The following is a 15,645-nucleotide window of genomic DNA, read 5'->3' on the forward strand; positions in this document are numbered from 1 at the left end:
TTTAAACGGTCATAAGGCCGCGATCTACCAGGGTAGTGCTCGGAAAAACCGCCAATTTAACATATTGGCTCCTTGCCCAAAATCCCTGTCGTTGTTAGAGTTTGCCGCACTTTTTTACCCACGCGTTGCCTAGGGTCCTTTCCCCATGTTCAAGAAACTGCGTGGCATGTTTTCCAGCGATCTTTCCATCGACCTGGGCACTGCCAACACCCTTATTTACGTGCGTGAGCGCGGCATTGTGCTGAATGAGCCATCAGTTGTGGCCATTCGGACCCACGGAAATCAGAAGAGCGTTGTTGCGGTCGGGATGGAAGCCAAGCGGATGCTGGGCCGTACCCCGGGCAACATCGCCGCCATTCGCCCGATGAAAGACGGCGTCATCGCCGATTTCAGCGTCTGCGAAAAAATGCTTCAGTACTTCATCAACAAGGTTCACGAGAACAGCTTCCTGCAGCCAAGCCCTCGTGTGCTGATCTGCGTTCCCTGCAAATCGACCCAGGTCGAGCGTCGCGCCATCCGCGAATCCGCTCTGGGTGCCGGTGCACGTGAAGTATTCCTGATCGAAGAGCCAATGGCTGCGGCCATCGGTGCCGGCCTGCCGGTTGAAGAGGCCCGCGGTTCGATGGTCGTCGACATCGGTGGCGGTACCACTGAAATCGCGTTGATCTCCCTGAACGGTGTGGTCTATGCCGAGTCCGTCCGTGTGGGTGGCGACCGTTTCGACGAAGCGATCATCACGTACGTGCGCCGCAACTACGGCAGTCTGATCGGCGAATCCACCGCCGAGCGCATCAAGCAGGAAATCGGCACGGCCTACCCGGGCGGCGAAGTGCGTGAAGTCGATGTGCGCGGTCGCAACCTGGCGGAAGGCGTGCCACGTGCCTTCACCCTGAACTCCAATGAAGTGCTGGAAGCGTTGCAGGAATCCCTCGCAACCATCGTTCAGGCCGTGAAGAGCGCGCTGGAGCAGTCTCCGCCAGAGTTGGCCTCGGACATCGCCGAGCGCGGTCTGGTGCTGACCGGTGGTGGCGCGTTGCTGCGTGACCTCGACAAGCTGCTGGCCCAGGAAACCGGTCTGCCGGTGATCGTGGCTGAAGACCCGCTGACCTGCGTCGCTCGCGGCGGTGGTCGTGCGCTGGAAATGATGGACAAGCACACCATGGACCTGCTCTCCAGCGAATAAGTCGCCGGAACGCAGCATGTTGCGCTTAACGGGCAGCACCTCACCGTGCTGCCTGTTCGTGTCTGACCTGTTGACGTCGCGCAGCGATGTTGCAAGTCTGACGCCCTGCATTTCCATCAACCCGCATCAGGCCGGTTTCATGTCGCATGAATAAGCACAGTCACACTCACGCATCTCTGGAAGGAGCGGCCCATTAAACCGCTTTTCTCCAAGGGCCCGTCCCTGGGCGTCCGTCTACTGGTGCTGGTCGTGCTGTCTGTGGCCATCATGGTCGTGGACGCGCGTTTCACCCTGCTCAAGCCTGTCCGCAGCCAGATGTCGCTGGTGCTGATGCAGTCTTACTGGATTGCCGATCTGCCCGAGCGCCTGTATCAGGGCGTCGCCAGCCAGTTTGGCAGCCGCACCGAACTCGCCGCCGAAAACGAAAAACTCAAGACCGAGAACCTGCTGCTCCAAGGCCGCCTGCAAAAGCTGGCCGCCCTGACCGAGCAGAACGTGCGCCTGCGCGAGCTGCTGAATTCGTCGGCACTGGTCAACGAGAAAGTCGAAGTCGCCGAGCTGATCGGCATGGACCCGAACCCGTTCACCCACCGGATCATCATCAACAAGGGTGAGCGCGACGGCGTGGTCCTCGGTCAACCGGTGCTCGATGCGCGCGGCCTGATGGGGCAGGTGGTCGAGTTGATGCCGTACACGTCTCGCGTGCTGCTGCTGACCGACACCACCCACAGCATTCCGGTGCAGGTGAACCGTAACGGCCTGCGCGCGATTGCCAGCGGCACCGGCAACCCGGAACGTCTTGAGTTGCGCCATGTGGCGGACACCGCCGACATCAAGGAAGGCGACCTGCTGGTGAGCTCCGGTCTGGGTCAGCGGTTCCCGGCAGGCTATCCGGTGGCGACGGTCAAGGAAGTGATTCACGACTCCGGCCAGCCCTTCGCCATCGTGCGAGCGGTGCCGACGGCTGCGCTGAATCGCAGCCGCTATCTGCTGTTGGTGTTCTCGGACGGCCGTTCTCCAGAAGAACGCGCTGCCGACGCAGCGCAGCAGCAGGAATCCCTTGATCGTCAGACGGCTGATCCGTCAGCGGTGCCATCGGCCACTGTGCCCGGTGCTGCCCCAGCCGCCACGCCGAACAAACCGGTCGTTCCGGCCACCGTGCCGAAGCCTGCCGGGCACAGTGCTTCATCGACGCCCGCCAACGCCAATGGCGCAGCGGCTCCGACGACCACCGCACCACCGGCGGCCACGCCTGCCAAGCCCGCGACCAGCAAGCCGCCCGCCAAACCTGCGGCGAAACCCGTCGCCACCCGACCGGCGACCCCTGCTGCGACCCCGGCCGCCCCACGCGAGAGGGAAGAATAATGGCGCGTCACGCTCCCGCACGAAACGGCTGGGTGGTCTGGTTGACCTTCGCCATCGGCCTGCTGCTCAGCGTCTCGCCGCTGCCGCAGTTCATGGAAATATTTCGACCACTGTGGCTCGCGCTGCTGCTGGCCTTCTGGGCGTTGGCGCTGCCGCACAAGATCGGCATGGTCACGGCGTGGATGCTCGGGCTGGCCGAGGACGTGCTGTACGGCACGTTGCTGGGGCAGAACGCGTTGATCCTTACGCTGATTACCTTTCTGGTGCTCTCGTTGCAGCAACGTTTGCGCATGTTCCCCATGTGGCAGCAGTGCTTGGTGATCCTGGTGATTTTCGGCCTCGCGCAGCTGGTGCAGCTGTGGCTCAGCGCCCTGACTGGCAACCGTCAGCCGACCCTGGCGCTGGTCTTGCCGGCGTTGGTCAGCGCATTGCTCTGGCCATGGGTCAGCTACGGCCTGCGCGGATTGCGCCTGCGGTTGAAGATCAACTGAGTAATTGGGAACGGCATCTGTCAGTTTTTGTAGGACCGGCTTCAGCCGGGAAGGGGCCGGTATGGGCGCCATCAGTTCTGCGGTGTGACACCTGACGCTTTCCCGGCTAAAGCCGGTCCTACAAGTACGCGTCGCATCAGTGAGACCGGGTCTGAGTGCGCGATCTGTTTTTAGTGGGACCGGCTTCAGCCGGGAAGAGGCCGGTGTGACCACCATCACGTTAGCGGCATGCACCAAGGCTACGCTTGTGATCAACGACACGGAGACGTCCCATGCCCCAACTTCTTCTAGCCTCCGGCTCTCCGCGCCGTCGTGAGCTGCTGACCCAGATCGGCGTGCCGTTCACGCCCCTCAGCGCCGACATCGACGAGACCCCTCTGGCCAACGAAACCCCTGCCGCGTACGTCCTGCGGCTGGCCCGTGGCAAGGCGGACGCCGGCCTGCTGCAGCTCGCCAACGACCCTGCTTACCCGACCGCCTGCGTCCTCGGCGCCGACACCGCCGTGGTCCTCGACGGCCACATCCTCGGCAAACCGGCGGACGAAGCCGAGGCGCTGGCGATGCTTGCCGCACTCTCGAACCGAGAACACGAAGTCCTGACCGCCATCGCCGTGGTCCATGAAGAGCGCTGCGAAACCCGAACCGTCACCAGCCGTGTCCGTTTCCGGGCGATCCCGGAGGACGAGGCCCGCCGTTACTGGGCCAGCGGCGAGCCCTGCGACAAGGCCGGCGGCTACGGTATTCAAGGCCTGGGCGCGGTGTTCGTGGAAAACCTCAGTGGCAGTTATTCCGCCGTGGTCGGTTTGCCCTTGTGCGAAACCGCAGAAATCCTCCAGCGTTTCGGCATACCCTGTTGGCAACGCCCGGAAGGTGACAAGTCATGAGTGAAGAGATTCTGATCAACATCACGCCGATGGAATCGCGCGTGGCGGTCGTTGAGAACGGGGTGTTGCAAGAGGTGCACGTCGAACGCACCCAGCGTCGCGGGATCGTGGGCAATATCTACAAGGGCAAGGTCGTGCGCGTGCTGCCTGGCATGCAGGCGGCGTTCATCGACATCGGTCTGGACCGCGCGGCGTTCATTCACGCCTCGGAAATCTCCATGCGCGAAGGGCCGGCCGTGGAGACCATCAGCTCGCTGGTCCACGACGGCCAGAGTCTGGTGGTGCAGGTCACCAAAGACCCGATCGGCAGCAAAGGCGCACGGCTGACGACTCAACTGTCGATTCCGTCGCGCTACCTCGTGTACATGCCACGCACGGCCCATGTCGGCATTTCCCTGAAAATCGAAGACGAAGCCGAACGCGAGCGCCTGAAACAAGTGGTCAGCGATTGCGTCGCCAAGGAAGGGATCAAGGAGAAGGGCGGGTTCATCCTGCGCACGGCGGCCGAAGGGGCGGGCGCCGACGAGATCATGATGGACATCCGCTACCTGCGCAGGCTGTGGGACCAGATTGGCGAGCAGATCAAAACCATCAGCCCGGCCAGCGTGATCTACGAAGACCTGGGCCTGGCGCTGCGCACGTTGCGCGATCTGGTCAGCCCGCGCACCGAAAAGATCCGCATCGATTCCCGCGAGACGTTCCAGAAGACCACCCAGTTCGTCGCCGAGCTGATGCCGGAAATCGCCGACCGTCTTGAGCACTACCCTGGCGAGCGGCCGATCTTCGACCTGTATGGCGTCGAGGACGAAATTCAGCGGGCGCTGGACCGCAAGGTGCCGCTCAAGTCCGGCGGTTATCTGGTGATCGATCCTGCCGAAGCCATGACCACCATCGACGTCAACACCGGTGCGTTCGTCGGCCATCGCAACCTCGAAGAGACCATCTTCAAGACCAATCTTGAAGCGGCGACTGCCATTGCCCGACAGCTGCGGCTGCGCAATATCGGCGGCATCATCATCATCGATTTCATCGACATGGAAGACGCCGAGCACCAGCGTCAGGTGCTGCGGACCCTCGAAAAACAGCTCGAGCGCGATCACGCGAAAACCAACATCATCGGCATCACCGAACTGGGTCTGGTGCAGATGACGCGCAAGCGCACCCGGGAAAGTCTGGAGCAAGTGCTGTGCGAGCCGTGCAGCAGTTGCCAGGGCCGTGGCAAGCTGAAGACCCCGGAAACCATCTGCTACGAGATATTCCGCGAGATCCTGCGTGAAGCCCGCGCTTATCAGGCGGTGGGTTATCGCGTGCTGGCGAATCAGAAGGTGGTCGACCGGCTGCTTGACGAAGAATCCGGCAACGTGGCCGAGCTGGAAGTGTTCATCGGCAGAACCATTCGTTTTCAGGTCGAGACCATGTACTCCCAGGAACAATATGACGTCGTGCTGCTCTGAGAGTGCGTGATGCGCCGCGCTGCCGAGTGGCGGTGCAGTTGAAGACAGAAAACAGTGCCCTTGAGGCAGACGGAACGGATGCCGTCCAAAGAGAACACCGCGTGGCGATTGAGCACAACCTGGACGTACCCGCACCTGCACGATTGGGCCGGATTCCACTTGCAGGCAGTTTTTGCGGAGGCGCTGCGACATGGAGCGTCTGACCCGCTTTCTGGCTGTGCTGACCCGTTGGGGGCTGAGCCTGTGCGCCCTTATCGTGGTGCTGGTTGCGCTGTACGTGAGCGTCGGACGCCAGTTGGTGCCGATGGTGGCCGAATACCGCGCCGACGTCGAAGCCAAGGCTCAGGCCGCGCTGGGCATGCCGGTAAGCATTGGCCGACTGGAAGGCAGCTGGAGCGGCTTCGCCCCTGTCTTCGTTGCGCGTGACGTGATGATCGGTGAAGGCGGCAACGCCGTTCGGCTCGATCATGTGCGGGCCATGCCTGACCTGCTCTCCAGCCTGCGAACCCGTGAAGTGCGCCTTGAACGGCTTGAGCTGGACGGCCTGCAGATCGGCCTGAAAGAAGACCAGAACGGCCACTGGGCACTGCAAGGGCTTCCGGTGCAGCCCGATCAGATTGCCGATCCCGAGAAAATCCTCAACCAGATGCAGATGGTTTCGCAGCTGTCGCTGTTCGACAGCCAGATCACCTTGCAGCCGTATGACCACTCGCCTCTGACGCTGACCTACGTGAGCCTGACGCTGAAGACCGGCAGTCTGCATCAGCGCCTCGACGCCCGCCTGAACCTGCCTGACGGCCAGCCGTTGTCGCTGAATGTTCGCTCCACCGTGCGCGCCCATGAGTGGCGGGACGGTGCGGCCGAAGCGTACCTGAGCCTCCCGCAAAGCGACTGGTCGAAGTGGCTGCCGAAAAGCCTCACCCGCGACTGGAAGATCCAGAAGCTCAAGGCCGGCGGTGAGTTGTGGCTGAACTGGGGCAAAGGCAATCTTCAGAGCGCGGTTGCGCGCCTGAATGCGCCGCAGTTCAAAGGCGCGTACGCCGACCGCAAACCTGCAAGTATCGATAATCTTGCCCTCAACGCCTGGTTTCAGCGCGACGAAAAAGGCTTTAGCGCCACGCTCGACCCGCTGGCGATGGACCTGAACAGCAAGCGTTGGGAAAGCCACGTTCACTTGCAGCAGACCGCCGCGACGGCCGACGCCGAAGAACTGTGGCAGTTTCAGGCCGACCGGCTTGATCTGTCGCCGATCACGCCGCTGCTCGACTCACTGGCGCCGTTGCCCGACGAGGTCATGGTGGCGGTCGACCGCCTGAAAGTCACCGGCGGGCTGCGCAACGTGCTGGTCGATTACCGACCGCAGGCCGAGCCGCCCAAGCGGGTGAGCTTCGCCGCCAATCTGGACAAGGTCGGTTTCGACGCCTACCACGGCGCACCGGCGGCGGGGAACGTCAGCGGCGCTATCAGTGGTGATCTCGGCCAGGGCGAACTGCGCCTCGACACCGACGATTTCATGCTGCACCTGGACCCGATCTTCCGTAACGAATGGAAGTACCTTCATGCCAATGCAAAGCTGACGTGGTCGCTGGACGATCAGGGCTTCACGCTGATTGCGCCGTACATCAAGGTCGAGGGGGAAGAGGGCAGCATTGCCAGTGATTTCCTGATCCGCCTGCACTTCGATCACAGCCAGGAAGACTACATGGACCTGCGCGTCGGGCTGGTCGACGGCGACGGTCGCTATACCTCCAAGTACCTGCCTGCCGTGCTCAGCCCGGCCCTCGATCAGTGGCTGCGCACCGCGATTCTGGGGGGTAACGTCGATCAGGGTTTCTTCCAGTACCAAGGCTCGATCAACAAGGACGCGCCTGATGTGGCCCGGGTCATCAGCCTGTTCTTCAAGGTGCGCAACGCGAGCCTGGCCTTTCAGCCGGGATGGCCGCAGCTGAACAATGTCGACGGCGATGTGTTCGTCGAAAACAGCGGCGTGCGCATTCGTGCCAACAAAGGTCAATTGCTGAACACTCAGGTCAGCAACGTCGATGTGGACATTCCCCACGTGCCGGCGGGCCAGTCCAGCCATCTGTTGGTGGATGCGGATCTGAAAGGCAGCCTCCAGGACGGTATGAAGATTCTTCAGGAAGCGCCGATCGGCACCGCCCAGACTTTTGCGGGCTGGCAGGCGGAAGGGCCGTTGCAGGGGCATCTCAATCTGGATATTCCGCTGGTCAAGGGGCAGGACCCCAAGGTCGTGATGGATTTCAGTACCGACAGCGCGCGGCTCAAGCTCGCCGATCCGGTGCTGGAGCTGACGCAACTGCGCGGCGACTTCCGATTCGATTACACCAAAGGCTTGAGCGGCAAGAACATCAAGGCCGTCGCGTTCGACAAGCCGGTGAACGCCGAGATTTTTGCCGAAGGCAAGCCGGGGGCGCCGGTGACGCGCATTACCGCCAGCAGCCAGATCGCCAGCAAACGCCTGACCGATTGGCTGGGCGTTACGCAGTCGCTGCCGATCTCGGGGGATCTGCCCTATCAGCTGCAGTTGACGTTGAGCGGCAACGCCAGTCAGCTGCAGATCAATTCGAACCTGAAAGGGCTGGCGGTTGATCTGCCGGCGCCGTTCGGCAAAACCTCTGATGAGGCGCGCGACACTGATTTCCGTATGAACCTGCAAGGGCCGGAGCGGCGCATTGACGTCGGCTACAGCAACATCGCTAACCTCGCGTTCGCATCACCGCCGGGCGCGTTTGGTGACGGGCGTGGCGAGCTGTTCCTCGGCGAAGGCGGGGCAATCGTGCCGGACAGCAAGGGCCTGCGCGTTCGCGGCTCGTTGCCGGAACTGGACATCGCGCCCTGGCAAGCCATGGCTGAGCGCTACGCTGGCAATGACCCGGGCGGCAGCGCCAAGCAGTTACTCAACAGCGTCGATTTGCAGATTGGCAAGCTGACCGCGATGGGCACGACCCTGGAGCAGGTGGGGGTTCAGCTTCAACGCAGTAGCGCCGCATGGGCCCTGTCGCTGGACAGCTCGAAGGTGAAAGGCACGGCAACGTTGCCGGACAGCAAAACCGCGCCTATCGACATCAGCCTGCTGTATGTGCGCTTGCCGGCGCCGGACCCGACCGCGGCGGTCGTTGAAAACGCGCCGGACCCGTTGGCGGACGTCGACCCGCGCAAGATCCCTGCGCTGAACATCAAGATCACCCAGCTGTTTCAGGGCGATCAATTGATGGGCGCGTGGTCGCTCAAGGTCCGCCCGACGCCGAACGGCATCCAGATGGCCGACATGAATCTGGGCCTCAAAGGCATTGCGCTGCTGGGCAACGGCGGCTGGGAAGGTACGCCGGGGACGACCAGCAGTTGGTTCAAGGGCCAGGTGAGCGGCAAGAATCTCGCTGACGTGCTGAAAGCCTGGGGTTTCGCGCCCACCGTTACCAGTCAGGAATTCGAGCTGAACGCTGACGGTCGCTGGCCGGGCTCGCCCGCGTGGGTGGGCTTGAAGCGTTACTCCGGCAGCCTGGATGCGACGCTGAAGAACGGCCAGTTCGTTGAGGTCGAGGGCGGCGCGCAGGCGTTGCGGGTGTTCGGCCTGCTCAACTTCAATTCGATTGGCCGGCGTCTGCGCCTGGACTTCTCCGACCTGCTGGGCAAGGGCCTGAGCTACGACAAAGTGAAGGGGCTGTTGGTGGCGAGCGATGGTGTCTACGTCACTCGCGATCCGATCACCATGACCGGCCCGTCCACCAATCTGGAGCTCGACGGCACGCTGGACATGGTCCGCGACCGCGTCGACGCCAAGCTATTGGTCACGCTGCCGGTGACCAATAACCTGCCGATTGCCGCGTTGATCGTCGGCGCGCCAGCAATCGGCGGCGCGTTGTTTCTCGTCGACAAGCTGCTCGGGGATCGCGTATCGCGCTTCGCCAGCGTGCAGTACAAGGTTGAAGGGCCATGGAAAGAACCCAAGATCACCTTCGACAAACCGTTCGAGAAGCGGCAGTGAGGGATGACGCCAGGCAAATGAATCTGTGGCGTGACGCCCGACGCGTTCCCGGCTAAAGCCAGTCCTACAGGGCGCGCACCGTGTGTAGGACCGGCTTCAGCCGGGAAGGGGCCGGTGTTGGCGCCCTCAATTTTGTGGTGTGACGCCCGACGCTTTCCCGGCTAAGGCCGGTCCCACTAAGTTGAAATCAGCGTGTCGAACAAGCCCAATCATCGGTGCCTGGAGTAGAGTGCAGTTCTATCGATCAGGGAGCGCTTATGTCCTTAGCAGTCATTCAGATGGTCAGCCAGAGCGATGTGCTCGGCAATCTGGCCCAGGCGCGCAGGTTGCTGGAACAGGCCGCGGCGTCGGGTGCGAAGCTGGCCGTGCTCCCGGAAAACTTCGCTGCCATGGGCCGTCGTGATGTCGCTGCCATCGGCCGCGCCGAGGCCCTTTGTGAAGGACCGATCCTGCCATGGTTGAAACTGGCTGCTCGCGACCTCACATTATGGATAGTGGCCGGGACATTGCCGCTGCCCCCTGAAGGTCAGCCTGATGGCAAGGTCACGGCGTGTTCGTTGCTGATTGACGATCAGGGCCGGCAAGTCGCCCGTTACGACAAGCTGCACCTGTTCGATGTCGACGTCGCCGATGCCCGAGGGCGCTATCGGGAATCCGACGATTACGCCCATGGCAACAACGTGGTGGTGGCCGACACACCCGTGGGGCGTCTGGGGCTTTCGGTGTGTTACGACCTGCGTTTTCCCGAGCTGTACACCGCGCTGCGGGAAGCGGGGGCTGAATTGATCACCGCGCCGTCGGCCTTCACCGCTGTGACCGGCGCGGCGCACTGGGAGATTCTGCTGCGCGCCCGGGCCATCGAAACCCAGTGCTATGTGCTGGCGGCCGCGCAGGGCGGAATTCATCCGGGACCGAGAGAAACATTTGGGCACGCGGCGATCATAGATCCATGGGGCCGCGTGCTGGCCGAGCAGGCACAGGGTGAAGCCGTGCTGCTGGCCGAGCGAGACAGCGTAGAACAAGCGTCCATACGGACGCGCATGCCGGTATCGAATCACCGGCGATTTTTTTCGCAGGCCGCTGTGCGACCTGCCAATACCCCGGAGTGAATATGAGCCACTTGTCCTCTGTCAGCGAACACCTTCTGGCACCCGGCGGCCTGAGCATCGACAGCCTGCAATCGGTGCTCGGCGAGCTGGCCGGTCCAGGCATCGACGCGGCCGACCTGTATTTCCAGGGGCAGATTTCCGAGTCCTGGGCGCTGGAAGACGGCATCGTCAAGGAAGGCAGCTTCAACCTGGACCAGGGCGTCGGCGTACGCGCGCAGTCGGGCGAGAAAACCGGCTTCGCCTACAGCAACGCCATCACCCCGGAAGCACTGACCCAGGCGGCCCGTGCCGCGCGCTCGATTTCACGCGCAGGCCAGAATGGCCAGGTTCAAGCGTTCACCACTCAGGACGTCGCCCAGCTGTATGCTCCGGACAACCCGCTGGAGGTCATGACCCGCGCCGAGAAGGTCGAGCTGCTCAAGCGCGTTGACGCCGCCACCCGTGCGCTGGACCCGCGTATTCAGCAGGTCACCGTGAGCATGGCCGGTGTCTGGGAACGCATTCTCGTGGCGTCCACAGATGGCGGTCTTGCCGCCGACGTACGTCCGCTGGTGCGCTTCAACGTCAGCGTGATCGTCGAGCAGAACGGCCGTCGTGAGCGCGGCGGTCATGGCGGCGGCGGTCGTACCGATTACCGTTATTTCCTCAGCGACGACCGTGCCATGGGCTATGCCCGCGAAGCGTTGCGTCAGGCGCTGGTCAATCTCGAAGCCATTCCGGCGCCGGCGGGCACCTTGCCGGTGGTGTTGGGTTCCGGCTGGTCCGGCGTGCTGCTGCACGAAGCGGTCGGCCACGGCCTTGAGGGCGACTTCAACCGCAAGGGCAGCTCGGCCTACAGCGGTCGCATGGGCGAGATGGTCGCGTCGAAACTCTGCACCATTGTCGATGACGGCACGCTGGCCGATCGCCGCGGTTCTCTCACCGTCGATGACGAAGGTACCCCGACCGAGTGCACCACGTTGATCGAAAACGGCGTGCTCAAGGGTTACATGCAAGACAAGCTCAACGCACGGCTGATGGGCGTGGCGCGTACGGGTAACGGTCGTCGCGAATCCTACGCTCACCTGCCGATGCCGCGCATGACCAACACCTACATGCTCGGCGGCCAGAGCGATCCGGCGGAAATCATCGCCTCCGTCAAGCGCGGGATCTACTGCGCCAACCTCGGCGGTGGACAGGTAGACATCACCAGCGGCAAGTTCGTCTTCTCCACCAGCGAGGCCTATCTGATCGAAGATGGCAAAATCACCGCACCGGTCAAAGGCGCCACGCTGATTGGCAACGGCCCGGAATGCATGAGCCGCGTGTCGATGGTGGGCAACGATCTGTCTCTGGACAGCGGCGTTGGCACCTGCGGCAAAGACGGTCAATCGGTTCCGGTAGGCGTCGGTCAGCCCACGTTGAAGATCGATGCGATCACCGTTGGTGGCACTGGCGGGGCTTGATAGTCGAGGGGCTTGCGCCGGTTGAGTGTTTCAAACGGCGCAGCGGTTCTAGCGCAGTCCGCGTTTGCTTTCGTCTAGCTCGCGGATGTATTTGAAGATTTTGCGGGTCGCGGTAGGGGCCTTGTTCTGCGCAGCTTCGTGCTGAGCCTGACGGATCAGGGAGCGCAGTTGCTGGCGGTCGGCGTCCGGGTATTCACTGACGAATTGCTCAAGCACGTCGTCAGTGCCGGTCACCAGGCGATCACGCCAGCGTTCCAGATTGTGAAAGCGCTCGTTGTACTGGCGCGTAGAGGCGTCAAGCTGATCGAGCAGCACCAGGATTTCATCCAGATCCTGATCGCGCATCAGCTTGCCGATGAATTGGATATGGCGTTTGCGCGCAATGTGCGCGGTGTGCTTGGGAGCATCGGCCAGTGCCCGACGCAGAGGGTCGGTCAGAGGCAGCTTGGCCAGCACATCGGGCTTGAATGTCGTCAAGCGTTCGCCCAGCTCCACCAGAGCGTGAAGCTCTCGTTTGACCTGGGTTTTGCTTTTCTCTCCGTCGAAGGAGTCGTCGTAAGAATCAACCATGGGGGCCGTCCGCAAATAAACGCCGCCATGATAACCAGTCAGGGCCCGGTTGTCCGGCCCGGCTGCTGAAATCAGAATTTGATGGAGAACGTCATGAGTGCATCAGAAAGCGTCGGCCCGCAGGCTTTGCCGGCATTGCAGCAGCAGGTCGAGCAGATCGTCGCTGAAGCCAAGCGTCAGGGCGCGACCGCGTGCGAAGTGGCCGTGTCGCTGGAGCAGGGCCTGTCGACCACGGTTCGCCAGCGCGAAGTCGAGACGGTCGAATTCAACCGTGATCAGGGTTTCGGCATCACCTTGTACGTGGGCCATCGGAAGGGTTCGGCCAGCACCTCCGCGAGCGGCCCCGACGCCATTCGTGAAACCGTTGCCGCGGCCCTGGCCATTGCCAAACACACGTCGGAAGACGAGGCCTCGGGTCTCGCCGACGCTGCGCTGATGGCGAAAGACCAGCCGGATTTTGATCTTTATCACCCGTGGGACATCACTCCCGAGCAGGCCATCGAGCGCGCGCTGATCTGTGAAGCCGCTGCCTTCGACGCCGACAGCCGGATCAAGAACGCCGACGGCACCACGCTGAACGTGCATCAGGGCTGCCGCGTGTATGGCAACAGTCATGGTTTCATTGGCGGCTACGCGTCGACCCGCCACAGCCTGAGCTGCGTGATGATTGCCGAAGGCGAGGGGCAGATGCAGCGCGACTACTGGTATGACGTCAACCGTCGCGGCGAGCTGCTGATGGACGCCAAACTGATTGGCCAGAAAGCTGCCGAACGCGCGGCGAGCCGACTGGGCGCACGACCGGTGCCGACCTGCGAAGTGCCGGTGCTGTTCTCGGCAGAACTGGCGGGCGGTCTGTTCGGCAGCTTTATGGGCGCGATTTCCGGCGGCAACCTGTACCGGAAGTCTTCGTTTCTCGAAGGCGCGATGGGTCAGCGTCTGTTCCCCGAATGGATGACCATCGACGAGCGGCCGCATCTGGTTGGCGCCATGGGCAGTTCTGCGTTCGACGGCGATGGCCTGGCGACCTACGCCAAGCCGTTTGTCGAAAATGGCGACCTGGTTTCCTACATCCTCAGCACCTATTCAGGCCGCAAACTGGGCCTGCCGAGCACCGCGAACGCCGGTGGTGTGCATAACCTTTTCGTCAGCCACGGCACCGAAGACCAGGCAGCGCTGATCCGTCGCATGGGACGCGGGCTGTTGGTCACCGAGTTGATGGGCAGCGGGTTGAACATGGTCACCGGGGACTATTCCCGCGGCGCGGCGGGTTTCTGGGTCGAGAACGGCGAGATCCAGTTCGCGGTTCAGGAAGTGACCATTGCCGGCAACATGCGCGACATGTTCAAGCAGATCGTCGCCGTGGGCAGTGATCTGGAGCTGCGCAGCAACATCCGCACCGGTTCCGTGCTGATCGAGAAAATGATGGTGGCGGGTAGCTAAGTTCGCTGTGTTTCACCGCTTCATCCCAAGGCCTGCCCCGATCCCGGTGCGGGCCTTTTTAGTGGGCGCGTTTTGGCTCAGCGCGTTAACTCAATCCATCGGCGGGGTTGTTTTGATTCTTAAACTCATTTAATAATGAATCTCATTCGTTAAGTGGGCCTTGGTCATGGGCACTGTTCTGCACGAGTCGCCGTACCTGGAGCACTGGCGCGCATTGAGTCTGCGGATTCGTTGCGCGCTGGATCCGGACGAGCCGCGGCTCATCGAACACTACCTTGCGGAAGGCCGCTATCTGGCGCGCTTTACCGCCACGCCCAAATCCCTCATCTGTGAAAGCACCTTCCGCCTGCTGATCGACACCGCCAGCGACACCGCGCTGCCCTGGCACTGGCGATGCCTGTGCCTGGATCAGGCATGGCGTCCGCTGCGTGACATGCAGTCGCTCGCCGAGTCGGCTGCGCAACAGCAACGCGTCCAGGCTTTCGCCCGGCGCCTCGCGAACTGCGCGCTGCTGCCGTCGATGCCTCTGGCAGAACCCGCGCCATCGAATCCGCAAAACGCCCTGCCGACGGCATCTGATCGCCGGCGCCACCCGTGAGGACCTGCGCCATGGAGCAATGGAAACGTACCATCCTGAGCGGTAACAGTTGCTTCAACCGAGGCGACCTGATCGATGCGCGCGAGCTGTACCTGCAAGCTCTCGCCCTGGCGCAGGTGCTCTTCGACCGATGGCGCGTCGCCGATGAAGCCGTGGCGGCGTACGTGATTTCTCATCACAACCTGGCGGATCTCCACCTGAGTCTGGGGCAGCCGGAGGAGAGCGCCGAATACCTCTGCACCGTCCATCAGCGCCTGCTGAATGTGATTCAAGACTCGCAAATGGCACCGGCCCTGCGACAGGCAGCGCTGCGGCACAGTAATAAAACCTACAGCGAACTTTTGGGTTTCGTCGGCCAATACGGCGAGTACCCACGTACCCAACGCCTGCTCAACAGCAATGGCGAACATTCCCGCTCGGCGCTTCAGCACCCTGCTGCTCGTGCCGGCACCCTCTCGTTCGGAGTCCACTGACATGCCCTTTACTTTGCCAGCCTTGCCCTATGCCTACGATGCGCTCGAACCCCACATCGATGCTCAGACCATGGAAATCCACTACAGCAAGCACCACCAGACCTACATCAATAACCTCAACGCGGCGGTCGACGGCACTGAATACGCCGAGTGGCCCATCGAGAGGTTGGTCGCCAGCGTCGCCGAACTTCCGGAAAAAATGCGCCCGGCGGTCATCAATCAGGGCGGCGGTCATGCCAACCATTCTCTATTCTGGGAAGTGATGAGCGCCCAGGGCGGCGGCGTGCCAAGCGGTGTGCTGGCGTCAGCAATCGACGGGCAACTGGGCGGCTTCGAAGCGTTCAAGGATGCCTTCACCAAGGCGGCGCTGACACGTTTCGGCAGCGGCTGGGCCTGGCTGAGCGTCACCCCGGACAAAAAGCTCGTGGTGGAAAGCAGCGGCAATCAGGACAGCCCCCTCATGAACGGCAACACGCCGATCCTCGGGCTGGACGTCTGGGAGCACGCTTATTACCTGCGCTACCAGAACCGTCGGCCGGAATACATCGCTGCGTTCTACAACGTTGTCAACTGGGATGAAGTTGCCAGGCGCTACGCAGCAGCACTCGGCTGAAAACTCTCAGAACT

General features: G+C 62.4%; 13 protein-coding genes. 12 read left to right on the forward strand and 1 reads right to left on the reverse strand.

Annotated elements, in window-relative coordinates; all coding sequences use genetic code 11:
* The first annotated feature begins 145 nt into the window (after window positions 1-145).
* The 8 genes from mreB (at window position 146) to tldD (ending at window position 11,937) form a co-directional block, all read left to right on the forward strand.
* Window positions 146-1,183: a rod shape-determining protein MreB gene (gene mreB / locus FX982_RS11930; protein WP_020292894.1), complete on the forward strand. Its 1,038-nt coding sequence runs from the start codon at window positions 146-148 to the stop codon at window positions 1,181-1,183.
* Window positions 1,184-1,405: 222 nt separating this feature from the next.
* Complete coding sequence (mreC, locus tag FX982_RS11935; protein ID WP_254074923.1) at window positions 1,406-2,548, forward strand: rod shape-determining protein MreC; 1,143 nt, start codon at window positions 1,406-1,408, stop codon at window positions 2,546-2,548.
* Complete coding sequence (gene mreD / locus FX982_RS11940) at window positions 2,548-3,039, forward strand: rod shape-determining protein MreD (RefSeq protein WP_065990112.1); 492 nt, start codon at window positions 2,548-2,550, stop codon at window positions 3,037-3,039. Before mreC ends, mreD begins: the two co-directional genes overlap by 1 nt.
* A 272-nt stretch (window positions 3,040-3,311) precedes the next feature.
* Entirely contained in the window at window positions 3,312-3,923 is a 612-nt protein-coding gene (locus FX982_RS11945) for a Maf family protein (RefSeq protein WP_172610782.1), read from the forward strand.
* A complete protein-coding gene (gene rng / locus FX982_RS11950; RefSeq protein WP_037012596.1) occupies window positions 3,920-5,377 on the forward strand; it encodes a ribonuclease G in 1,458 nt (485 codons plus the stop codon). Before FX982_RS11945 ends, rng begins: the two co-directional genes overlap by 4 nt.
* A gap of 190 nt (window positions 5,378-5,567) precedes the next feature.
* Window positions 5,568-9,383, forward strand: coding sequence for a YhdP family protein (locus tag FX982_RS11955; RefSeq protein WP_172610783.1), 3,816 nt, complete (start codon window positions 5,568-5,570; stop codon window positions 9,381-9,383).
* A 257-nt stretch (window positions 9,384-9,640) separates the two neighbouring features.
* A complete protein-coding gene (locus tag FX982_RS11960) occupies window positions 9,641-10,492 on the forward strand; it encodes a carbon-nitrogen hydrolase family protein (RefSeq protein ID WP_172610784.1) in 852 nt (283 codons plus the stop codon).
* Window positions 10,493-10,494: 2 nt separating this feature from the next.
* Window positions 10,495-11,937 (forward strand): metalloprotease TldD, encoded by a 1,443-nt coding sequence (gene tldD / locus FX982_RS11965; RefSeq protein ID WP_122623286.1) that lies wholly within the window; start codon window positions 10,495-10,497, stop codon window positions 11,935-11,937.
* A gap of 48 nt (window positions 11,938-11,985) precedes the next feature.
* Here tldD and yjgA read toward each other — a convergent pair whose 3' ends face one another.
* Complete coding sequence (gene yjgA / locus FX982_RS11970) at window positions 11,986-12,507, reverse strand: ribosome biogenesis factor YjgA (protein ID WP_065990105.1); 522 nt, start codon at window positions 12,505-12,507, stop codon at window positions 11,986-11,988.
* Window positions 12,508-12,600: 93 nt separating this feature from the next.
* Between yjgA and pmbA the strand changes: the two genes are divergently transcribed.
* The 4 genes from pmbA to FX982_RS11990 all read left to right on the forward strand — a co-directional run bounded on the left by pmbA (window position 12,601) and on the right by FX982_RS11990 (window position 15,631).
* Window positions 12,601-13,947, forward strand: a complete 1,347-nt coding sequence (gene pmbA, locus FX982_RS11975; RefSeq protein ID WP_172610785.1) for a metalloprotease PmbA — start codon at window positions 12,601-12,603, stop codon at window positions 13,945-13,947.
* Between the two features lie 166 nt (window positions 13,948-14,113).
* Window positions 14,114-14,545, forward strand: coding sequence for a FagA protein (locus tag FX982_RS11980; RefSeq protein WP_254074899.1), 432 nt, complete (start codon window positions 14,114-14,116; stop codon window positions 14,543-14,545).
* Between the two features lie 11 nt (window positions 14,546-14,556).
* Entirely contained in the window at window positions 14,557-15,018 is a 462-nt protein-coding gene (locus FX982_RS11985) for a hypothetical protein (protein WP_172610786.1), read from the forward strand.
* 1 nt (window position 15,019) lies between these two features.
* Window positions 15,020-15,631, forward strand: coding sequence for a superoxide dismutase (locus FX982_RS11990; RefSeq protein ID WP_172610787.1), 612 nt, complete (start codon window positions 15,020-15,022; stop codon window positions 15,629-15,631).
* The last annotated feature ends 14 nt before the right edge of the window (window positions 15,632-15,645 follow it).

The sequence above is a fragment of the Pseudomonas graminis genome (genome assembly GCF_013201545.1).
Classification (GTDB): Bacteria; Pseudomonadota; Gammaproteobacteria; order Pseudomonadales; family Pseudomonadaceae; genus Aquipseudomonas.